The 20,943-nt window shown below is 36.2% G+C and carries 21 protein-coding genes and 1 pseudogene; 11 read left to right on the top strand and 11 right to left on the bottom strand.

Going from position 1 to position 20,943, the window contains the following annotated elements; translation table 11 throughout:
• Positions 1–148: 148 nt before the first annotated feature.
• Positions 149–1,345, bottom strand: coding sequence for an MFS transporter (locus tag AADH04_RS11895; RefSeq protein ID WP_434777490.1), 1,197 nt, complete (start codon positions 1,343–1,345; stop codon positions 149–151).
• A gap of 105 nt (positions 1,346–1,450) precedes the next feature.
• Here AADH04_RS11895 and yafC point away from each other — a divergent pair, with 105 nt between their 5' ends.
• On the top strand, positions 1,451–2,347 hold the full coding sequence (gene yafC, locus AADH04_RS11890; protein WP_434777489.1) for a DNA-binding transcriptional regulator YafC: 897 nt from the start codon (positions 1,451–1,453) through the stop codon (positions 2,345–2,347).
• A 27-nt stretch (positions 2,348–2,374) separates the two neighbouring features.
• On the opposite strand, the gene dkgB is transcribed toward yafC, so the two are convergent.
• Positions 2,375–3,178: a 2,5-didehydrogluconate reductase DkgB gene (dkgB, locus tag AADH04_RS11885; protein WP_434777488.1), complete on the bottom strand. Its 804-nt coding sequence runs from the start codon at positions 3,176–3,178 to the stop codon at positions 2,375–2,377.
• A 347-nt stretch (positions 3,179–3,525) separates the two neighbouring features.
• On the opposite strand from dkgB, the gene AADH04_RS11880 reads away from it, so the two are divergent.
• Positions 3,526–4,212: a hypothetical protein gene (locus AADH04_RS11880; protein WP_434777487.1), complete on the top strand. Its 687-nt coding sequence runs from the start codon at positions 3,526–3,528 to the stop codon at positions 4,210–4,212.
• Positions 4,213–4,336: 124 nt separating this feature from the next.
• On the opposite strand, the gene AADH04_RS11875 is transcribed toward AADH04_RS11880, so the two are convergent.
• The 8 genes from AADH04_RS11875 to queA form a co-directional block, all read right to left on the bottom strand.
• Positions 4,337–4,819, bottom strand: a complete 483-nt coding sequence (locus tag AADH04_RS11875) for a PH domain-containing protein (RefSeq protein ID WP_434779845.1) — start codon at positions 4,817–4,819, stop codon at positions 4,337–4,339.
• 174 nt (positions 4,820–4,993) lie between these two features.
• Positions 4,994–5,170 (bottom strand): hypothetical protein, encoded by a 177-nt coding sequence (locus tag AADH04_RS11870; protein WP_434777486.1) that lies wholly within the window; start codon positions 5,168–5,170, stop codon positions 4,994–4,996.
• 122 nt (positions 5,171–5,292) lie between these two features.
• Entirely contained in the window at positions 5,293–6,069 is a 777-nt protein-coding gene (locus AADH04_RS11865) for a lysophospholipid acyltransferase family protein (RefSeq protein ID WP_434777485.1), read from the bottom strand.
• Positions 6,070–6,290: 221 nt separating this feature from the next.
• Positions 6,291–7,832, bottom strand: coding sequence for a ubiquinone biosynthesis regulatory protein kinase UbiB (ubiB, locus tag AADH04_RS11860; protein WP_434777484.1), 1,542 nt, complete (start codon positions 7,830–7,832; stop codon positions 6,291–6,293).
• A gap of 4 nt (positions 7,833–7,836) precedes the next feature.
• The gene (locus tag AADH04_RS11855) at positions 7,837–8,382 is read right to left on the bottom strand and encodes a hypothetical protein (RefSeq protein WP_434777483.1); all 546 of its coding nucleotides are present in this window, start codon (positions 8,380–8,382) and stop codon (positions 7,837–7,839) included.
• A gap of 32 nt (positions 8,383–8,414) precedes the next feature.
• A complete protein-coding gene (gene ubiE / locus AADH04_RS11850) occupies positions 8,415–9,152 on the bottom strand; it encodes a bifunctional demethylmenaquinone methyltransferase/2-methoxy-6-polyprenyl-1,4-benzoquinol methylase UbiE (RefSeq protein WP_434777482.1) in 738 nt (245 codons plus the stop codon).
• Positions 9,153–9,503, bottom strand: a complete 351-nt coding sequence (locus tag AADH04_RS11845) for a gamma-butyrobetaine hydroxylase-like domain-containing protein (protein WP_434777481.1) — start codon at positions 9,501–9,503, stop codon at positions 9,153–9,155.
• Positions 9,500–10,525 (bottom strand): tRNA preQ1(34) S-adenosylmethionine ribosyltransferase-isomerase QueA, encoded by a 1,026-nt coding sequence (gene queA, locus AADH04_RS11840; protein ID WP_434779844.1) that lies wholly within the window; start codon positions 10,523–10,525, stop codon positions 9,500–9,502. Before queA ends, AADH04_RS11845 begins: the two co-directional genes overlap by 4 nt.
• A gap of 214 nt (positions 10,526–10,739) precedes the next feature.
• On the opposite strand from queA, the gene AADH04_RS11835 reads away from it, so the two are divergent.
• From AADH04_RS11835 to AADH04_RS11795, 9 genes and pseudogenes are all read left to right on the top strand, one after another.
• On the top strand, positions 10,740–11,552 hold the full coding sequence (locus tag AADH04_RS11835; protein WP_434777480.1) for an ABC transporter ATP-binding protein: 813 nt from the start codon (positions 10,740–10,742) through the stop codon (positions 11,550–11,552).
• On the top strand, positions 11,549–12,340 hold the full coding sequence (gene mlaE, locus AADH04_RS11830) for a lipid asymmetry maintenance ABC transporter permease subunit MlaE (RefSeq protein ID WP_434777479.1): 792 nt from the start codon (positions 11,549–11,551) through the stop codon (positions 12,338–12,340). Before AADH04_RS11835 ends, mlaE begins: the two co-directional genes overlap by 4 nt.
• A 1-nt stretch (position 12,341) precedes the next feature.
• On the top strand, positions 12,342–12,806 hold the full coding sequence (gene mlaD, locus AADH04_RS11825) for an outer membrane lipid asymmetry maintenance protein MlaD (RefSeq protein ID WP_434777478.1): 465 nt from the start codon (positions 12,342–12,344) through the stop codon (positions 12,804–12,806).
• A 38-nt stretch (positions 12,807–12,844) separates the two neighbouring features.
• On the top strand, positions 12,845–13,447 hold the full coding sequence (locus tag AADH04_RS11820) for an MlaC/ttg2D family ABC transporter substrate-binding protein (protein WP_434777477.1): 603 nt from the start codon (positions 12,845–12,847) through the stop codon (positions 13,445–13,447).
• Between the two features lie 2 nt (positions 13,448–13,449).
• Positions 13,450–13,734 carry an STAS domain-containing protein gene (locus AADH04_RS11815; protein ID WP_434777476.1) on the top strand — a complete coding sequence of 95 codons (285 nt, stop codon included), beginning with the start codon at positions 13,450–13,452 and terminating at the stop codon, positions 13,732–13,734.
• A 43-nt stretch (positions 13,735–13,777) separates the two neighbouring features.
• Positions 13,778–14,533: pseudogene (locus AADH04_RS11810) on the top strand (MlaA family lipoprotein); the annotation flags it as partial.
• A gap of 187 nt (positions 14,534–14,720) precedes the next feature.
• The gene (locus AADH04_RS11805) at positions 14,721–15,107 is read left to right on the top strand and encodes a hypothetical protein (protein WP_434777475.1); all 387 of its coding nucleotides are present in this window, start codon (positions 14,721–14,723) and stop codon (positions 15,105–15,107) included.
• Between the two features lie 641 nt (positions 15,108–15,748).
• Entirely contained in the window at positions 15,749–18,457 is a 2,709-nt protein-coding gene (mgtA, locus tag AADH04_RS11800; protein ID WP_434777474.1) for a magnesium-translocating P-type ATPase, read from the top strand.
• Between the two features lie 98 nt (positions 18,458–18,555).
• On the top strand, positions 18,556–19,269 hold the full coding sequence (locus AADH04_RS11795) for an MgtC/SapB family protein (protein WP_434777473.1): 714 nt from the start codon (positions 18,556–18,558) through the stop codon (positions 19,267–19,269).
• A gap of 70 nt (positions 19,270–19,339) precedes the next feature.
• Here the strand turns inward: AADH04_RS11795 and AADH04_RS11790 are convergent, their stop codons facing one another.
• Entirely contained in the window at positions 19,340–20,728 is a 1,389-nt protein-coding gene (locus AADH04_RS11790; protein ID WP_434777472.1) for a DEAD/DEAH box helicase, read from the bottom strand.
• Positions 20,729–20,943 lie beyond the last annotated feature (215 nt).

Raw genomic sequence — 20,943 nt, 5'->3', positions numbered from 1 at the left:
TTTACTCTAAAAAAATTTAGTAAAAAATTAATATATAAAAATAATATTCTATACTTCACACTTTTTATGATACCCATGGTGGCTAGTTTCTGACTCCAAATAACAATAAACCAGCTATTTTAGGCTGGTTTATTGTTATTTACTTTATTTAATTATCTGTTATAACATGAGCAAATGCTTTCTTGTTCGTATGTTTATCTAAACGTCCACTCATATAAATTAAAAGCAAAGCAAACAACACAATAACGGCACCAATCCAAGGTGTTTGTGCCAAACCATAATGTTCAACAGTCTGCCCACCAATAATTGATCCTAGGGCAATACCTATATTGAATGCAGCAATATTTAATCCCGATGCAATATCCACCGCATTAGGTGTATAAATTTCCGCTTTTTGTACAACATATACTTGAAGACCTGGCACATTGCCAAAGGCAAACACGCCTATTACCAGAACAGTTATTAAAGCTGGATAATGCATTGAAGCGGTAAACTGAAAGATAAACAGCAACACAGCCAATGCAGCAAAAATAAATGTCAATGCGGCAACTGCACCATGTTTATCGGCTAATTTACCGCCCCAAATATTACCCAATGCAACAGCCACTCCATACCCTAATAAAATCCAACCAACAGCATTTGCTGAAAACCCTGCCTGATTTTGCATCATAGGGGCTAAAAAAGTAAAGGTGGTAAACACGCCCCCATAACCAAGAGCGGTAATAGCATAAATCATCAGTAAACGTGGATGTGTTAAAACCTCTAACATATCCCGTAAATGAGTATTGTTGCGTCCAGAAATATTATTTGGTAACAAAATAAAACTGCTGACTAAAGCGATAACTCCCAATAAAGAAACTGCAAGAAACGTTTCTCTCCAACCAAAATATTGACCAATGAAGGTTCCTAATGGCACGCCTGTGACTAAAGCGACAGTCAACCCACCAAACATAATCGCTATTGCCGAAGCGGCTTTATCTTTAGGAACCAAACTGGTTGCTATCGTTGAACCAATTGAGAAAAAGACCCCATGTGCCAATCCTGTTAATAAGCGAGCAATGACTAAAATAGTATAATTTGGGGCTTGCCATGCAAGAAGATTGCCTATGGTAAACAAGACCATCAGTGCCAATAAAAGTTGTTTTCGTGGAAATTTAACTGTCAGGGAAGTCAGCACTGGCGCACCAACAGCAACCCCCATTGCATAAATGGAAACCAGTAATCCAGCAGAGGGCAAAGAAACCGATAATTGTTCTGCAATGGTGGGTACCAATCCAACAATAACAAACTCCGTTGTGCCAATGGCAAAGGCACTAATTGTTAAAGCAAGTAACGCTAAAGGCATAATCAACACTCCATAATCATCATATAAGATGACAGATATTATGCACAGGTGGTACGATAACAAAAATAGCCAAAATCTCAATATATTTTTGCTTTAGGAGCAACAATGAAAGCAACATCAGAAGAAATCGCCATTTTTGTAGCAGTCGTAGAAAGTGGTAGTTTTAGTCGTGCAGCAGAACAATTAGGGCAAGCCAATTCAGCCGTAAGCCGCGCCATTAAGAAACTGGAGCTAAAATTAGGCGTCAGTCTACTTAATCGCACAACACGCCAGTTGAATTTAACTGAAGAAGGCGAACTTTATTTTCGCCGAGTTCAATTTGTTCTACAGGAAATGGCTGCGGCTGAAAATGAACTTATGCAAGCTCAACACACGCCTAAAGGGCTGTTACGCATTGATGCAGCAACACCTGTTATTTTGCATATTCTCACCCCATTAGTTCAATCCTTTCTAAAGCGTTATCCACAGATGAATTTATCATTAGTTACCTCCGAAACGTTTATTAATCTTATTGAACGCAAAGTAGATATTGCCATACGAGCAGGTACACTCACTGACTCAAGTTTACGAGCGCGTTCACTATTCATCAGTTACCGCAAAATTGTTGCCTCACCCGACTATGTCAAGCAATATGGCCAACCTGAAACCGTAGAGGATCTCAAAGACCATACCTGTTTGGGTTTTACGGAACCAGTATCATTAAATACTTGGCCAATAGCATGCCACGATGGTCAACTGCACGAAATTAACGTGGGACTTTCATCTAATAGTGGTGAAACGTTAAAACAGCTTTGTCTAAGAGGCAATGGTATTGCTTGCTTATCAGACTATATGGTGGATCAAGAAATTAAACAAGGGACACTTATTGAATTGCTAACAGACAAAATTTTGCCTGTTCAAATGCCTTTTAGTGCCGTTTATTATAGCGATAAGGTTGTTAGCCCAAGGATTCGGGCATTTATTGACTTTTTAAGTGAACATACAAAGCAATCACACGGGTAACTTAACGCTTCCGTGTGATTGAAGATATTAATCCCAAACAGGTGCCAATCCTTCTGGATTAACAAGGCGATCATTACATTCAAGTGCAGCAATTGCTTTTTTATCTTCTTCATCTAGGTGCAAATCAACTGCAAGTAAGTTACTTGCCAAATTTTCGCGTTTGGTTGAAGATGGAATAACAGAATATCCCTCACCCATTGCCCATGCCAAAATGACTTGTGCAGGCGTTGCATGGTGTTTTTGCGCAATCCTCATAATCACATTATCTGTTAAAGCTTTACCATAAGCTAAAGTCATGTAAGAGGTAATATGAATACCGTGTTGCCTTGCCCAATCAACCACTTGGCGATTTTGCAAATAAGGAGATAACTCAATTTGATTTGTGGCAATATTTGCTGCACCAACTGTAGCAATTGCTTTATCCATTAATGCAATCGTAAAGTTAGACACCCCAATTTCACGTGTAAGCCCTTGTTTTTTTGCCTCCAATAATGCTTGCATATACTCCTCAACTGGAACAGCATCATTAGGTGATGGCCAATGGATTAAGGTCAAGTCAACATAATCTGTTTGCAGCTTTTTTAAGCTCTCTTTTAAACTTGGAATGAGTTTGTCTTTACTTAAATTCTCTGTCCAAATTTTAGTTGTGATGTATAGATCGTTGCGTGCGACACCACTATTGGCGATTACTTGACCTATAGCCGCTTCGTTATCATAAATTTGTGCTGTATCAATCGCTCGATAGCCTAATTCCAGCGCAGTTTTAACTGATGAAGTCACGACATCGTCTTTTAGACGAAAAGTACCTAACCCAAATACAGGAATAGCCATTGTATTTCTCCTTATCAATTTCGTTTATTTGGTACCAGTATTATCTTAAATATATTATGATAGAAAAAGGTTAATAAATGCAGAAGATTTTTGCAAAAACAGCAATAATTTGGTTTTATTCTGCTTTACGAAACAGCATCCGTCTGGTAACACTCATAAAAAAGGTTAATATCCTCTTTAACACTTTATTATTTCAAATAAATTTATTTATATGAATTTATATATATAAAATATATATATCAATTAAATTTAAAAATATATAACAAAAAATAGGTATTTTCATTAAGAATAGTGTTTTTCTTACAATGTATATAAATAACTTAAGACCAAAAAGGAAGAACACAAAAATGAATGAAATTATGCAATATATCCATAATCAGAAGAAACAATTTTCTCATTTATCCTTTTTTCAGCAATTAAAAAATCCCTCTATATCACCCAAAAATAAATTGTGCTTTTTACCAACAATGTCACATTTTATTATGAGCTTTGCTGACCTAAATAAATACGTACTTAAATTTCCAGCACCTAAAAACGAATTTGAACAAGCGGTAAACATACATGCCGCTGAAGATGAGAACCACTGGCAATGGTTTATACATGATCTGGAAACATTGAAATTAGACCAAACCTCCACACTTGCTGACCATTTGGTCTCAATTTGGTCACCCGATTCTGCTGCAGTGAGGCAATTAACCTATACCTTAATTGGACTTATTGCACATACTACAGCACAACAACGTTTGGTGATGATAGAAGTCATGGAAGCAACAGGAAATGTGATGTTTCAAGCTTTAGCACCAATTGCTTTAGAAATAAAACAACAAGAAGCCATCGATTTAAAATTCTGTGGACAAACACACCTTGCACATGAAACTGGTCATACAATGGGCAGTGAGGAAAAATTGTTTGATACAATTCATTTTGATGAACAAACCAGAAAAAACTTAAAAGAAGATATAGACCAAGGTTTTGAAGCATTTACTCAATTTATCTATGCTCTTGAAAATACAACGATGGCAAAAAACCCTTAACTTTATGTAATCATAAAGTCATCCTCTTTTTTTGAATCATCATAAAAAAAGCAAGCTTAAAAAAGCCTGCTTTTTTGTAAAAATAGATACAAATTAAAATCCTAAACCACGATATATTTTTAAACTACCGCTCTAATGCTTGTAAAACACTACGAATACGAGAAGCATTTTGTTTATTGAGGCAGTTTATAATTGCTGCTGACTGCCCTCTTGTTTCAATACTGATATAGTCCCAAAACAACCCTGAATGATGGGTAAATCCAGCGACCTTTTCCCAAGGAATTTCTTCATCATGAGAAGTTAAACCAAACAAGCCATAACTGGTGATGATCAGTTTATCCGCGTTAAACTCTGCTTTTTGAGGAAAAAAACGCCAACGTATTAATAAAGTTGCAAGAGAATCAGCTTTGACCTGAAAAGGTTTAAAACTCATTTTTTGATTCACCGCTCGAAATTTATGCTGGCAAAAACGACAAACCTTTGCTTCTTGAGGGCTCAAAGTCAAACAGTCTGGGCAAGACTTGCCCACAATTCGCTGAGTACATACAGGACAAACCATAGCCGCCTGACTAATTTGCGAACAACACTCAGGGCAATTTTTTATCATATCCACTATTTTCAACCTTATGTCTATCAAAACACTAAAATGTTGATGTTATTTATATTATGTAAGTAATTAAAACATCTAAAAATAACACTATAACATTTATTTTGATATCAGAAAATAATAAAAACTTAAGAAATTAAAAGGGTTCAGAATTATTTTCTAGCCCATTGATTATTATTTTAATTTATGTATTTTTGATGACTTATACTGCATATGTTTTTTTATTTTGATTAGTGTTGCACTATCATATTGATTCAATTGTTTGACTATTTTTTTGATTACTTTGTTTTTTTTCTTTTTTTCTTTATTTTTATCTAATTGATCTTTTGAAATTTTTTTGGTTTTACTCATCTTCATTCTCCCAATGGATCATAAACAATAACACACCATCAAAAACTTTTTTTGTTTCTGATGGCAATAGAATATCACCAATAAGAAATTTTTTAAAATATATATGAATACAATACGCTGGATTAGTTTTTTGCTAATCCCTTTACAATCTCAGCCTCTAATAAGGCCTGCGTTTTTTGACACAAGGTAAATCGATCATCTTCTGATTCAGGTGTCACTCTGTCACAAAATACTAATTCTACTTTAGCATTTCTCATCTTCAAAATGACAAATAATGACTCAAATAATGATGTTTCTCCAACATAAGAAGGTAAAGTGCTACGCTGTCCCAGCTCATCATAATATAATAAAGCCAAAGGTTGTATCTGCCCTTTAGATAACAAAACAGACTCAAATAAAGCTGCTTTTAAAGGAAGTAAACTAAAACCATCAGTAGTTGTAGACTCTGGAAAAACAGCGACTGCGCGTTGTTCTTCTAAACGTTTAGCAACATTTTCACTGATTCTCACTGCATCTTTTCGGTCATTACGGTTAATAAATACGGTACCTGCTTGGGCCACCATTCTACCCAACATAGGCCATTTTCTGATTTCTTGCTTGGCCACAAAACAAACAGCATGTTCACTGTTTAATGCAAAAATATCTAACCAAGAAACATGGTTGGCCATCACCAATAAATTACCATAATCTTCTGGAATACTCCCCTTCGCAATAACAGTAAAATTCAGCGATTTCATGACTTTTTTAGACCATCTTTTTATGTGGTCATAGCGTTTGTCTTGATTAATAAATGGAAAACAAAAATTCAGAATCCCAAACCCTAACAGGACTAGTCCAAATAAATGTAAAAAACGTCCTATTCTAACCACTATATTTGTTTGAGCTAAGGGAGCTTGCATATTATATTCACTTGTATTGTTCATACTAGATATAGTGATCAATACAAGTAGGTTCCTCCGAACTAAATTGATTCATTTTGATTTTTAATGGGCTCACACGATAACAGATTTAACTTTCTTTGCAAAGGAATAAGCCTATTTCAATTATTTTATATGTACTGACACACAGCTTTAAAACCACACAATAAAAAATTCTGTGCTTTCATTCAATTTATATTTTGTCAAAACTGAAAAATTTGTTTGATTAGTAGTAAAAACAACATGATTGAGATAAAACCTAACCAAAAGGTTTGCCTTTTTTGTGTATGCAACAGAATTTTATAACCTTCAATAAGATTTTGATGTTTTTGATCATCAAAAAGTTGATTTACCTTACGAGGTAAGCTGGGGAGTATTTTTGCCCAATCAGGCGCCTCTCGTTTTAAATTTTGCCAAAATCCTTTAAGACCAATTTGCTCATTTGTCCATTTAACTAAAAATGGCTTAGCGGTTGCCCATAAATCTAAATCAGGGTCAAGCTGACGCCCTAACCCTTCAATATTCAGTAAAGTTTTTTGTAATAGAACCAGTTGAGGTTGTACTTCGATGTTAAAACGGCGACTTACATCAAACAATCTCATTAACACCAATCCAAATGAAATTTCTGATAAAGGTTTATTGAATATAGGTTCACATACGGTCCGAACAGCAGCTTCTAACTCTTCTGCTCTGGTTCCTTCTGGTACCCAACCCGATTCAATATGAGCAGTTGCAACTCTATGGTAATCTCGGTTAAAAAAGGCCAAAAAGTTAATGGCTAAATAACGTTTGTCGTAATCTGTTAAACTACCCACAATCCCAAAATCTAACGCAATATAACGCCCGTCGTCTGCAATAAAAATATTCCCCGGATGCATATCAGCATGAAAAAAACCATTCTGAAACACTTGAGTAAAAAAGATTTCCACGCCCATTACAGCCAGTTTCTTTAAATCAATGCCTTTTTGTACAAGGTTTTGAATATCTGAAATAGGCGTGCCTTCCATCCATTGTAAGGTTAAGACTTCCTTTGTGGTTAATTCATAGTGTACCTTTGGAATAATCAACATTGTGCTTTGAGCAAATTGACGCCCAATTTGGCTGGCATTGGCAGCTTCATGCATTAAATCTAACTCATCATGTAAGTATTTATCAAACTCATCCACAACTTCTCGTGGACGTAGCCTTCTGCCATCATAAAACAGTTTGGATACAATAAAAGCCAAAATCCGCATTAATGATAAATCTTGTTCAATTACAGAAAGAATATTCGGACGCAAGACCTTAATTGCAACTTTTTCGCCACGAGTGCCATCTTGCTGTTTTAAATAAGCCTGATGTACTTGTGCCACAGAGGCACTGGCAACAGGTTCTGGATTAAAGTCAACATAAACCTCATCAATGGAAGACTTTAAAGATTTCTCTATAATTTGTTTGGCTAACTCACCAGAAAATGGCGGCACCTTATCCTGTAATTTGACTAACTCTTCTGCATAATCATCTGAAAGTAAATCTCGTCTGGTTGACAACACTTGCCCAAACTTAACAAATACAGGCCCCAAACTTTCTAAACTTAAACGTACCCGCATGGGTAAAGGTAATTTCTTACTTTTTGCCGAACGTGGAATAAAATAAACAATAAAGGCCAAAAATCCTTTACAGTGTTTATTGTGCCTAACTAAATCAACCAAGCCAAATCGATATACAACATAGCTGATGGTAAAAAAACGGGTAATCCACTTCATATTATTATGCTTTATCTTGATTTAATTTATTGACTCTTGCCTGTAATCTGGCGACATCATCACGTAATGTTTCTATGTGTTCGGTTAATTGTTCTAAATGTTTATGATGCACAAAAGGAGCATGCTCTTCATAAGCATAATCCGTTATTTGCTCTACTACTCTTTGTTTTAATTCAGAAAAATTTTTGGCACAACGAAATAAACGGTTGGCAATTACAGCACCCAAATCATCTCCAAACAGTCTGATTAAATCATCTTCTGGATGATATTGAAGCGCACCCAATAAAGGTAATAAGGCCAGCCCCAAATGGTGATTTCCTTGTATATGCACATCTGCCACACCTGGTATTTGTTTTTGTGCAACTTTCAGTAATGCACTTTGCTTTAAAGTAATCACAACTTCTGGCTCTTGAGATGATTTTGCTAAAAAACCATCTTCCTTAATGAGTGCTTGTATATTTTGTCCAGCTAAACTGATCATCAAAAAATGCCCATGATAATTTTGCAGGCTCTGCCTAATGTCATCTGACTGATGGATTAAGTGATTCATTACACCCAAATAAAGCATTTTTCTAAACCTATTTAAAATTTAACACCTTTGTGCAAAGCAACAATCCCGCCACTTAAATTATGATAATCAACTTTATCAAAACCTGCATCATGCATTATTTTTTTTAGTGTTTCCTGATCTGGATGCATACGGATAGACTCGGCTAAATACTGGTAACTATCTGCATCTTTAGCAACAAATTTTCCCATCATAGGTAAAACTTTAAATGAGTAAAAATCATATGCCGGTGCCAATGGTTTATATATCTTAGAAAATTCTAATACAAGCAAAGCCCCACCTGGTTTTAATACTCGATACATTTCTTTTAAGGCATTATCTTTATGAGTCATATTGCGCAATCCAAAAGCAACAGAAACCACATCAAAATAATGATCAGGAAAAGGTAGTTTTTCAGCATCGGCCAAAGAAACAGGTAAAATGATTCCCTCATCCAATAAGCGATCTCGACCGACTGTTAGCATTGAAGAATTAATATCGGTTAACCAAACCTCACCCTCTTTACCTACTTTTTTGGCCCAGCCTTTTGCTAAATCACCCGTTCCACCTGCAATATCTAAAACTTTATGACCTTTTTTTACTGGAGCTGTGCTTAAGGTAAAATGTTTCCATACTCTGTGCAGCCCACCAGACATTAGATCATTCATAATGTCATATTTTTTTGCAACTGAATGGAAAACTTCAGCCACTTTATGTGCTTTTTCACTCTCACCAATGGTTTTAAACCCAAAATGTGTTTTATTCTCGTCCATTTACGGCTCCCTAGAAGCATTCTCTTGTACTAACTTTTGCAGGTATTCCTGCCACAGCTTTTGCTGATTGGTAGACAGTTGATATAAATAATCCCAAGTATAAAGGCCACTATCATGTCCGTCATCAAAAATGATTTTTAAAGCATACTGCCCGACCATTTCGATATTATTAATCAGAACATTTTTTTTGCCTGTCTGTAACGTTTCATCCCCTACACCATGCCCTCTGACCTCTGCACTTGGTGAAAGTACCCTTAAAAACTCTGCCTCAAGAATATACTCTTTATCTTGATAAACCAGCTTTAATGCTTTTTTATCTTTATTCAAACGGATTTCTTCTGGATGTATCATGATTTTTTACGCCACAATAACATGGCATCTCCATAACTGAAAAAACGATATCTGTGCTCAATAGCGTGTTGATAAACGTTTTTAATAAACTCAAAACCTGAAAAAGCACTCACCAACATCAATAAAGTTGATTTAGGCAAATGAAAATTTGTCACCAGCACATCAACTACTTTAAATTGAAACCCTGGGGTAATAAATATATTGGTATCTTGACTGCCTGCTTTTAATATACCCGAAGTCGCAGCGGACTCTAATGCACGTAAAGTGGTTGTGCCAACAGCCCACACATTTTTATTGTTTTTTTTGGTTTGTTCTATAGCCACAACTGTTTCATCTGAAATATTAAACCACTCACTGTGCATCACATGATCGGCAATATTGTCCACCTTGACAGGTTGAAAAGTCCCAGCACCAACATGTAAAGTAACATACGCCAAACGTACACCTTTATTTTTTAACCGCGTTAAAATATCATCTGTAAAGTGCAAACCTGCTGTTGGGGCTGCTATGGCACCTTCATATTTAGCATACACTGTTTGATAACGACCTAAATCGGCCTCATCATCTGAACGTTCTATATAAGGTGGCAAAGGCATATGGCCTATTTGCTCTAAAATAGCCCATATATTTGGGGTGTTTTCAAATCGCAAAAGAAAAAGTGCATCTTGTCGTCCAAGCATCACAGCACAAATATTGTGCTCAAATAAAATTTTACTGTTCTGTTTCGGTGATTTAGAAGCTCTAACATGTGCTAATACGGTATGATCATCCAAAACCCGTTCAACCAAGACCTCAACTTTGCCACCAGACTCCTTTTGCCCAAATAAACGCGCTTTAATGACTTTAGTATCGTTAAAAACCAATAAATCCCCTTCTGAGACAAAATCAATAATATTGACAAATTGTGTGTCAATAATATGTTGTTGCTTTGCTACAAGTAACTGGCTATCCCCTCTTTTTTCTGGTGGATACTGTGCAATTAACTCTTCTGGTAAATTAAAATCAAAATCACTGACATGCATACTTAAATCAAGCTTCTGGAAAAAGAAAACATTATACATTTTATTTAAGCACGTAGGCACAAACAGATTTAAATAAACTGACCATAAAAAAAATCAAATGTCTTTACTGATTTAAGTATGTTTTTATTTACCAATAAAACATAGGAAAATGATACACAAGTTGAATAACCTTTCTAAAACAGTTACTATGAAGAGTTATTAATTTAAGAATGTTATGAATACACCTTTTATTGAGTTTCGGCATGTACACTTTGCTTACTCTGATCGTCCAATTTTAAAAGACCTCAATATTTCTATTGAGCAGGGTCGTTTTGTGGCCATTATGGGTGGTTCGGGCAGTGGAAAAACCACTGTATTACGTCTTATTTCTCGTCAATTACAACCTAAGTCAGGGCAAGTTTTAATTAATGGTAAAGATTTAGCCAGTTTTAGTGAGACTGAGCTTTATGAACATCGTCGTAAAATGGGGGTACTTTTTCAATTTGGCGCACTGTTCACCGATTTATCTATCTTTGAAAACATCGCTTTTCCAATTAGGGAACACTCACACTTACCAGAAAAAATGATCAGGGATTTGGTTTTATTAAAACTGAATGCAGTCGGATTACGAGGTATTGAAGAATCTACGCCCAGTGATTTATCTGGTGGTATGGCAAGACGTGTTGCTTTAGCAAGAACCATTGCGTTAGACCCAAGCTTAATGCTCTATGACGAACCTTTTACTGGGTTAGACCCTATTTCGTTAGGCGTTATTGCTCATTTAATCGCTCGGATTAACCGGGCTTTAGAAGCAACCAGTGTGATGGTCACGCATGATTTAACCAAATCTCTGGATATTGTTGATCAAGTCATCTTCTTATCTGAAGGACAAATTAAATTTGATGGTACACCCACTGAATTTAAACAAGACAACTCCCCTTGGGTAAAACAGTTTTTTAATGGTTTACCTGATGGACCAGTTGAATACCGCTTCCCAAATGTACATTCTCTCACAGAAGATTTACTGCAAAGGGAATCGATAAAATGAACTACCTGTTAAATTTTTTCCAAACAATTGGCCAAAAGACCTTAAATTTTTTTGCCTTACTAGGACGGATTACTTTTTTCTTCCTGAGCGTTTTACGCCATTCCCCCACCAGTTTTTTACGAACCCGTTTAACCATACGCCAAATTTATTTTTCTGGGGTATTTTCCATTATTATTATCGCGGTATCTGGGTTGTTTGTTGGTCTGGTACTGGCTTTACAGGGTTATAATTTATTGGTTAAATTTAAAGCAACGGATGCACTGGGGGTTGCTGTTGCATTATCCATTTTACGTGAATTGGGGCCAGTAGTGGCTGCTTTATTATTTGCCAGCAGTGCTGGCAGCGCTATGACCAGTGAAATTGGCCTGATGAAAACAACCGAACAGCTTGATGCAATGAGTATTATGGGAGTAAACCCTATTGCACGTGTTGTCGGACCACGCTTTTGGGCTGGTGTGTTTTCTATGCCCTTTTTAACGGCTATTTTTAATGTAATGGGTATTATTGGCTCTTACCTCATTGGCGTATTGGCACTTAAATTAGATGATGGTATTTTTTGGTCTCAAATGCAAAGCTCTGTTGATTGGTCATATGATGTCGTCAATAGTTTTATTAAAGCCTTTGCCTTTGGTGTAGCCATCAGTTTTATTGCTGTTTATCAAGGTATTCATTGTAAACCAACACCAGAGGGTGTTTTACGTGCCACCACAAATACAGTCGTCACCAGCTCCTTGGTTATTTTGGCTGTAGATTTTATTTTAACCGCATTTATGTTTATGGCAAATTAATATGAAAAGAAATGCTTTAGAAATTTGGGTAGGAATTTTTGTCGCTTTAGGTATCGCTGCTATTGTGTTTTTAGCATTAAACGTAGCCAACTTAACCACACAAACCCCAACACAAACTTATTCTGTCTATGCAGAATTTACAGATATTGGTGGCTTAAAAGTCAAAGCGCCAGTCAAAACAGCAGGTGTTGTTGTTGGACGTGTGACCAACATCAGTTTAGATACTAAAAAATTTGTGGCTAGAGTAGACATTCAACTGGACAAACACTATCGTTTCAGTACAGACGCTTCAGCCGAAATTTTAACTTCTGGTATTTTGGGTGAACAATATGTTGGCCTAGTGCAAGGTGCTGAAGAAGCAGAGTTACAAAATGGTGACCAAATTACCTTAACCAGTTCTGCTTTAATATTAGAACAGTTAATTGGTAAATTTATGACCAGTGTTGCAGAAAAAAATGCAGACTAAAACAGTCAATTGATAATGATATATAAAGGTGAAACGAAATGAAAAAATGGTTAAATGGTGTGTTAATTGGTGCTTTAAGTATTGGTTTTGCAATTGCAGGCCCACAAGAAGCAGCTAACCAACTAAAAGGTAATATTCAACAAGTACTGAATATCTTAGCAAAAGACAATGGTAAAAACACTCGCCAAATCCGTACTCAAGCTGAAAACTATGCTATTCCCTACTTTGACTTTCAACGCATGAGTGCTTTGGCTGTAGGCAGAGAATGGCGTAGTGCCAGCAAGGATCAACAAGCTGCTTTAACAAAAGAATTTGAAACACTGCTTATTCGCACTTACTCTGGCACAATGATGAAATACAAAAATGCCAAAGTGAATGTTAAGGACAACCCAAAATCGAATAATAATGGTCGAGAAATTGTAGTATCTACAGAAGTGGCTTTAGCCAACAATAATAAACCTATTTTAATGGATTACACCATGTACCAAAGTGGTAATAAATATCGTGTTTATAATGTCAGTGTGGAAGGTGCAAGTTTGGTAACTGTATACCGTAACCAATTTAACGAAACCATTTCAAAACAAGGTATTGATGGATTAATTCAAGAGCTAAAAGATAAAAACAACAAAGGCAATAATTAATCATGCATATTCAAGTAAAGGCAGATACATTGGCTCTTCAAGGTGAGCTAACAATAATGAGTATTCAAAGAGACGATGAAAATCAATTGTTGGCAGCTTTGAGCGATCAAATCAATACACTTGATCTGAGTGAAGTAACCCGTGCAGATTCAGCCTGTGTATCTCTTTTACTCTGTGCCTTACGTAAACGACCAATTACAATAAAAAATCTACCCCGATCTGTTCAATTACTTATCGAATTATACGACTTAAGTACTGTTATGGAGCCTAAGAAAAATGCACAATAAATCACTCAAAATTTTAACAGTCAGTATATTATTTGCATGCAGTATGAATAGTGTTCAGGCGGAGAGAAACCCTCTTGATCCATACGAAGGTTATAATCGTTTTATGTTTAAAGTAAACGATAAAGTTGACCGTGCAGTACTCAAACCAGTTGCTAAAGGGTACCGTTTCGTCACACCTAAGCCTGTTCGTAAAAGCGTTTCTAACTTTTTCAATAATTTTCGCGATATGTACAGCGCAGGCAGTAACTTATTAAGAGGCGATATAGAAAAAACCAGTATTGATGTAATGCGCGTGGCGATTAATTCGACTTTCGGTATTTTTGGCATATTTGATATTGCTGGAGAAGCACAGATGCCTGATAACAAAAATACATTAGGAGATACTTTTGCCAGTTGGGGCTGGAAAAACAGTAATTACTTTGTCTACCCTTTACTTGGCCCTTCGACGGTAAGAGATTCAATTGGAACAACCATTATTTTCGCTGCCCCAGCACCATCTGAATTATATTTTCATGGTAAATATGATGTATATGGCGCTGCTGCTGTATCAGCAGTTGATAAGCGAGAACAAATTCTTGATTTAACTGATAGCATTGATGATGCAGCTCTAGACCCATATGCTTATATGAGAGATGCCTATATGACTATTAGAAACAAACAAGTGGGTGGCACAATCCCTGTGGAACAAACAGAAGATATTGATATTGACGATTTAGTCACACCTGAAACAGAACAACAATCGAGCCAAACAGAGCAAACAATCGCCCCCCCCTCTTCTATATCGGAAGAACATGCTCAACACAACCAAACAGGAGAAGAACTTTCTCAAGCAGAGTCTGTTGAACACATGCAACAATTCTATGCTCAGGAAAATTTGAGTGACTCATTAATAAATAGTAGCTTAGAAATTGAATCAACCTATTCTTTAACACAAGAAGACATATTATTGACGGGCTATACAACAAATTAACCAAAACTGAAAATATATGGTAGAAGAAATTATAAAAGAATGGCGTTGTAGTTCAAGCGGACATAAAGCTTGGCATTCTTTAATAGCATTTTTCTTTGCATTAATGGCATTTGGTTCTTTAGCAAATTTATTTGTAGGGGATCCAGATAAAGCTTCTCCTTGGTTATTTTTTCCTGCTTCTGCGATGACTCTATTTATCTTGTATATTAAAAAATCATCCACAGGGAAATTAAAACAAGTACGCTTTACACCTGAATATATCTATGTAGAAAATAAAAAACTACCTATTAGCTTAATTGACTCCATTACCCTTATTGACAAAATACGTTGTAAAGGGAATGCTGTGATGGCGTTTCACTTCAAGTTAAAATTTAAAAAAACACCCTCTTCGGGCAAAAAATAGAGTTTTATATGGAATTATGAATAAATACGACTATCAAAAACGTTTCATAGGTGTTGTTTTAAATTTAGCATCAAAACAGACCAACTCCTTTTCTTAACCTCATTAATTTCTTATCTATTTAATAGAAATTATAAAATAACCAACATATAATTGACACTTTCATTTACGTCTAAATTTTTACTTTTAAATAAGTATATTGTTTAATCTATGTTTTTATTCTATAATTTCTGCGTTTTCATTTTTAAGGTAACACAGCACATTATGGAACCCTCATCGAGGCTCTCATACTTTTTTATAACTAGCCTGCAAAATCAGGTTATGTCTTTATATTCTGTCTAAGCAGTTTTCCTTATTCACTTCTGGATGCCTGCTAAACAGCTAAGGCATAAATCTAGAAGATCTCTTTCTTCTTTCTGTTTTTGTGGTGACTTACTTATTCACATACTCAATATGTGATAAGTTTACTTTTGACTATTGAAAGGAATCCACTATGGACGATGATCCCAGTAATACGACCTTGTTAGGTCAACCAATATTTTATTTTTATTACTTGATTACCACTTACCTATTCATCTTTCCATAGTTCATGGTGCCTTACTCGTGTCTATGTGAAATAGATATGGGTATCAGGAGTATTAACCATGAAAAAACAATATACAAACAGTATTGTTCATCAAAGCGCCTTTCCCAAATATATTTCTTGCGCAGAACACGCCAAAATCAATTTGGATGAAACTTTGGCACGCTTACAAACCAGTAAAGATGGTTTGTTTTTAAGAAACATTGATGAGCGCTTGAGAATTTATGGCGCCAATGAAGTGGCTCATGAAAAAGCCCCTTCTATCTTCACACAGCTACTCAAATCTTTTAATAATCCCTTTATTTACGTATTGGCTATTTTGGCCATCATCAGCTTTATTACAGATTATTGGCTGCCTCGACAGCATAAAGAACCAACTGATATCACAGCAGTCATCATCATCACGACTATGATTTTAATCAGCTCTTTGCTGCGTTTTTGGCAAGAATACCGCTCTAATAAAGCAGCAATGGCACTAAAATCAATGGTAAAAACGACAGCTTCTGTTTTACGTCGTTCTCAAAAAGACAGGCGCACCAAAATAAGGGAAGTACCCATTGCAGGTTTAGTGCCAGGCGATATTATTCAACTATATAGTGGCGATATTGTTCCAGCTGATGTTCGACTCATTGAATCAAAAGATTTATTCATTAGCCAAGCAATTTTAACAGGAGAATCTTTACCTGTTGAAAAATATGACACTATGGGTCATGTTATTCAAAAATCTGCTACTCAAGATATTTCTTCAGAAAAAAACGAGCACTCATTACTGGCGCTCAATCAGTTCTGCTTTATGGGAACAAATGTTGTCAGTGGTACAGCAACAGCAGTAGTGATTGCAACGGCTGAACGCACATACTTTGGCTCTTTAGCTAAATCAATTGTTGGTTCTAGAGCACAAACTGCTTTTGATAAAGGAGTTAATAGTGTTAGCTGGCTATTAATTCGCTTTATGTTGGTGATGATTCCTATTGTTTTATTAATCAATGGGTTCACTAAAGGAGATTGGGGAGAAGCTGCATTATTTGCATTAGCTGTAGCAGTAGGCCTCACCCCAGAAATGTTACCAATGATTGTGAGCGCAAACCTTGCAAAAGGTGCGATGGCAATGGCAAAAAACAAAGTAGTGGTTAAAAGGCTCAATGCTATTCAAAACTTGGGGGCAATGGATGTTTTATGTACAGATAAAACAGGCACACTCACTCAAGATCAAATTATTTTACAACATCATATTAATGTGGATGATGAAACAGATGACTCAGTTTTTCAGTTGGCCTGGTTAAATAGTTTTCATCAAAGCGGTGTTAAAAATTTAATGGATAAAGCCGTTGTTCATTATATGAATGAGCATCCAGAACTCACCATACCAGAGAATTGGTCAAAAATAGATGAGCTTCCTTTTGATTTTGAACGTCGCCGTTTATCTGTAATCGTCGAACACGATGGGCAACAAGTCTTAATTTGTAAAGGTGCCGTAGAAGAAATGATGCGTATTTCTACTCACATTAAGGAAAAAGAAGGTGTTGCTTTATTAACAGAGGAGCGAAAAAAACAACTGTTTATTTTAAATGAACAATACAATACTGAAGGTTTTAGAGTATTGATGCTTGGGATTAAAAGGATTACAAAAGAACAGCTTAAACCACAATACAACAATACTGATGAGTGTGATCTAACCATTCAAGGTTTTTTAACTTTCTTAGATCCACCCAAAGAAAGTGCTAAAGCAGCTATTTGTGCTTTGCAGGAGTATGGCGTCTCAATTAAAGTTCTCACAGGAGACAATGCCATTATTACCAGTAAAATTTGTCGTGAAGTAGGCATTCATGTTGGTACCCCTATGCTGGGCAATGATATTGAGCAACTCACAGATGCCGAACTGTCTACACAAGTAGAACAAAATACTGTGTTTGCCAAACTGTCTCCCATGCAAAAATCTCGTATTCTCAAAGTATTGCAAGCAAATGAACATACCGTTGGCTTTTTAGGTGATGGTATTAATGATGCACCCGCATTAAAAGATGCTGATGTGGGTATTTCTGTAGATACTGCAACCGATATTGCCAAAGAAACAGCCGATATTATTTTGCTGGAAAAAAGCTTAATGGTACTTGAACAAGGTGTCATTAAAGGCCGAGAAACATTTGGTAATATCAATAAATACCTCAATATGACTGCCAGTTCTAACTTTGGTAACGTATTTTCTGTTTTAATTGCCAGTGCTTTTTTACCCTTTTTACCTATGATGACCATTCAATTACTGGTACAAAATTTACTCTACGATTTATCTCAAATGACTTTACCATGGGATAAAGTGGATGAAGAGTATTTACGTCAACCTCGTAAATGGGATGCACCTAATATTGGTCGCTTTATGATTTGGATTGGACCAACATCCTCTATTTTTGATATCTCTACTTATGCTTTAATGTGGTTTGTATTTGGTGCAACCAGTGTTGCTATGGAATCTTTATTCCATTCAGGCTGGTTTATTGAGGGCTTATTGTCACAAACATTGGTTGTGCATATGCTCAGAACCCGCAAAATACCATTTGTGCAAAGTACAGCGACACTGCCTGTCCTTTTGGCAACCATATTGGTTATGTGCATTGGTATTTATTTGCCATTCTCACCATTAGGGCCTATGGTTGGTTTACAAGCATTGCCTTGGTCATATTTCCCTTGGCTCATTGCCACATTATTAAGTTATTGTATTGTTGCTCAACTGATGAAAACCATTTATATCCGCCGATTTGGACAATGGTATTAATCAATACTTTACTCACTAAACTTAGGAAAATAACCGTTTGTTTACGGTTATTTTCTCCTCCCATTCAATTTGAAAGTTAAAAAAATCAGGAGGGCAATATGAAAGCAATACTCTTAATAAACTTAAGCTCCTTACTTAATACATTTATTTGTTTAATCACCGCCTTTATTTTAGGTGGATTAGTTGGATTTGAACGACAATATCGTCAACGAACAGCGGGGTTACGTACCAATGTTTTGGTCGCAATTGGTGCTGCTGTATTTGTGAATATGGCAGGAAACTATGGTACAGAAGGTGTTGCACGTGTGGTGTCTTATGTTGTCTCTGGCGTTGGCTTTCTTGGAGCAGGCGTCATTATGCGAGAAGAAGGCAATGTAAGAGGAATCAATACAGCAGCAACTTTATGGGGCGCTGCTGCAATTGGTGCGTGTGCTGGTGCTCATTTGATATTAGAAGCCATTATGGCAACACTATTTGTTTTAGCGGCCAATACATTATTACGTCCAGTGGTTCACGCTATTAATCGAAGGCCATTTGATATGGAAGCCATTGAAACAACCATTGAAATCCACATGATTACAGAAAAGGAGCAGCAAAAAGAAGCACTGTCTTTATTAAAAGCGGAATTGAAAGCCAATCATTATTTTATTTCTGATATGGATATTCACACTTTTGGAGAAAACGAAGTAGAAATTGAATTAATTTTGACAACCGAATCTGCCAACAGCACCAATCTAGATGAGCTCATACAACGTATATCTGGCCTGACCATGATCAAACAAGCTTTTTGGAGTCCTTCTTTTAGAGATTAGTTTCTTAAGTATAAGATAACAAAAAAACCACCAAATATATTTTTTGGTGGTTTTGATTTTTTCTCAAAAATTAAGCAGATGCTGCTCTTCTCTGAGTGGATGGTTTACCGCTACTGCGTCTTTTATCACCACTAAAAGATGGGCGACTACTTCCTGCAGCGTTAGATGTACCTTTTCGATTAGCTGAACCAGAACGCCTTTCTGTTGAATAGCCTTGAGGTTGCCCACTTCTACCTTGCCCAGCAGAAGAACCTTTACCTTTATAGCCACCGCCATTGCTTCTGCGTTTGTCTTTAAATTCTGGCTTAGGACGGCGACGAGTCGGTTCCATACCTTCAATCACAGCTTCAGGTAGTTTACGGTTTAAATAGCGCTCAATTTTTTGAACTTTAATATATTCTTTTACTTCTGCAAAAGTTATGGCAATACCACTGCGTCCTGCTCGCCCAGTGCGACCAATACGATGCACATAATCTTCTGGCTGTTTGGGTAAATCATAATTGATTACATGAGTAATAGTTGGCACATCAATACCGCGCGCAGCAACATCTGTTGCCACTAATATTTTAATTCGACCAACACGTAAATCGTTTAAAGTACGATTACGCCAATTTTGTGGCATATCACCATGTAAACAGGCTGACGCATAACCTTTTTCATATAGTCGATCAGATAATTCTTCACTATAAGATTTAGTGGCAGTAAAAATAACACATTGGTCAATATTTGCGTCACGCAAAATATGATCCAGTAAACGATCCTTATGGCGAAAATCATCACAATACAACAATTGTTCCTCAATTTTAGCACCGTCTTCTTTACGCTCAATTTCAATGCGGGTTGGGTTATTTGTCAAACGCATGGCCAATTTACCCACAACGCCATCTAATGTAGCAGAAAACAATAAGGTTTGGCGCTCTTTAGGGACAGCGGCAACAATTGTTTCAATATCTTCAATAAACCCCATATCCAGCATACGATCAGCCTCATCCAGAATCAAAACTTCCAGACGACTAAAATCAATTCGGCCTTGTCTCATATGATCCATTAACCGACCAGGAGTAGCGACAATAATATCAATTGGCTTATTGAGCATTCTGGTTTGATGACCAAATGATGTACCACCGACTAAAGAAACTGTGCGTAACCAACGCATATTTTCACCATAAACTTGCGCATTTTTTTCTACTTGTTGGGCTAATTCACGTGTTGGCGTTAGCACCAATACACGCGGTCCCTTACCTGGTTGTTCACTACGTTTTAATAATTTTTCTAATGAAGGTAATAGAAAACCTGCTGTTTTACCACTGCCTGTTTGAGCAGAAACCAGTAAATCTTCACCCTTTAAGGCAGCAGGAATTGCTTGAATTTGAACATCTGTTGGTGTTTGATAATCTGCTTTTTCTAAAGCTTGAATTAATGGTGCACTTAAATTTAAATCTGCAAATGAAACGGTCATAATATTCCTAAAAATACAGCAAAACAGTATCTTTTCAAAAAACACAAAAAACCAATAGAAAAAAATAGATGATCATCTATACTGATTCTAAATTTAGTAAGACTTGGTTTTGCCTAAAGCCTAATGGCTTAATTAATCAACATCGGCGACAACCAAACCAACAAAACAAGCACAATAAGATTTTTTATGAATAGGAATCATTTGTGTGTGACTAG

The organism is Neisseria sp. Ec49-e6-T10 (assembly GCF_051132615.1).
In the GTDB taxonomy this organism is placed as follows: Bacteria; Pseudomonadota; Gammaproteobacteria; order Burkholderiales; family Neisseriaceae.
This window is presented reverse-complemented; position numbering and strand designations above follow the sequence as displayed.

Excerpts from the sequence above, each read along its gene's own strand:
- AADH04_RS11870 (WP_434777486.1), bottom strand. The coding sequence starts at position 5,170 with ATGAGTAAAACCAAAAAAATTTCAAAAGATCAATTAGATAAAAATAAA.
- AADH04_RS11855 (WP_434777483.1), bottom strand. The coding sequence starts at position 8,382 with ATGAATCACTTAATCCATCAGTCAGATGACATTAGGCAGAGCCTGCAA.
- AADH04_RS11895 (WP_434777490.1), bottom strand. The coding sequence starts at position 1,345 with ATGCCTTTAGCGTTACTTGCTTTAACAATTAGTGCCTTTGCCATTGGC.
- mgtA (WP_434777474.1), top strand. The coding sequence starts at position 15,749 with ATGAAAAAACAATATACAAACAGTATTGTTCATCAAAGCGCCTTTCCC.
- AADH04_RS11835 (WP_434777480.1), top strand. The coding sequence starts at position 10,740 with ATGAATACACCTTTTATTGAGTTTCGGCATGTACACTTTGCTTACTCT.
- AADH04_RS11815 (WP_434777476.1), top strand. The coding sequence starts at position 13,450 with ATGCATATTCAAGTAAAGGCAGATACATTGGCTCTTCAAGGTGAGCTA.
- ubiE (WP_434777482.1), bottom strand. The coding sequence starts at position 9,152 with ATGGACGAGAATAAAACACATTTTGGGTTTAAAACCATTGGTGAGAGT.
- AADH04_RS11790 (WP_434777472.1), bottom strand. The coding sequence starts at position 20,728 with ATGACCGTTTCATTTGCAGATTTAAATTTAAGTGCACCATTAATTCAA.
- AADH04_RS11845 (WP_434777481.1), bottom strand. The coding sequence starts at position 9,503 with ATGATACATCCAGAAGAAATCCGTTTGAATAAAGATAAAAAAGCATTA.
- AADH04_RS11805 (WP_434777475.1), top strand. The coding sequence starts at position 14,721 with ATGGTAGAAGAAATTATAAAAGAATGGCGTTGTAGTTCAAGCGGACAT.
- mlaD (WP_434777478.1), top strand. The coding sequence starts at position 12,342 with ATGAAAAGAAATGCTTTAGAAATTTGGGTAGGAATTTTTGTCGCTTTA.
- mlaE (WP_434777479.1), top strand. The coding sequence starts at position 11,549 with ATGAACTACCTGTTAAATTTTTTCCAAACAATTGGCCAAAAGACCTTA.
- AADH04_RS11795 (WP_434777473.1), top strand. The coding sequence starts at position 18,556 with ATGAAAGCAATACTCTTAATAAACTTAAGCTCCTTACTTAATACATTT.
- queA (WP_434779844.1), bottom strand. The coding sequence starts at position 10,525 with ATGCATGTCAGTGATTTTGATTTTAATTTACCAGAAGAGTTAATTGCA.
- dkgB (WP_434777488.1), bottom strand. The coding sequence starts at position 3,178 with ATGGCTATTCCTGTATTTGGGTTAGGTACTTTTCGTCTAAAAGACGAT.
- AADH04_RS11875 (WP_434779845.1), bottom strand. The coding sequence starts at position 4,819 with ATGATAAAAAATTGCCCTGAGTGTTGTTCGCAAATTAGTCAGGCGGCT.
- AADH04_RS11880 (WP_434777487.1), top strand. The coding sequence starts at position 3,526 with ATGAATGAAATTATGCAATATATCCATAATCAGAAGAAACAATTTTCT.
- AADH04_RS11865 (WP_434777485.1), bottom strand. The coding sequence starts at position 6,069 with ATGCAAGCTCCCTTAGCTCAAACAAATATAGTGGTTAGAATAGGACGT.
- yafC (WP_434777489.1), top strand. The coding sequence starts at position 1,451 with ATGAAAGCAACATCAGAAGAAATCGCCATTTTTGTAGCAGTCGTAGAA.
- AADH04_RS11820 (WP_434777477.1), top strand. The coding sequence starts at position 12,845 with ATGAAAAAATGGTTAAATGGTGTGTTAATTGGTGCTTTAAGTATTGGT.
- ubiB (WP_434777484.1), bottom strand. The coding sequence starts at position 7,832 with ATGAAGTGGATTACCCGTTTTTTTACCATCAGCTATGTTGTATATCGA.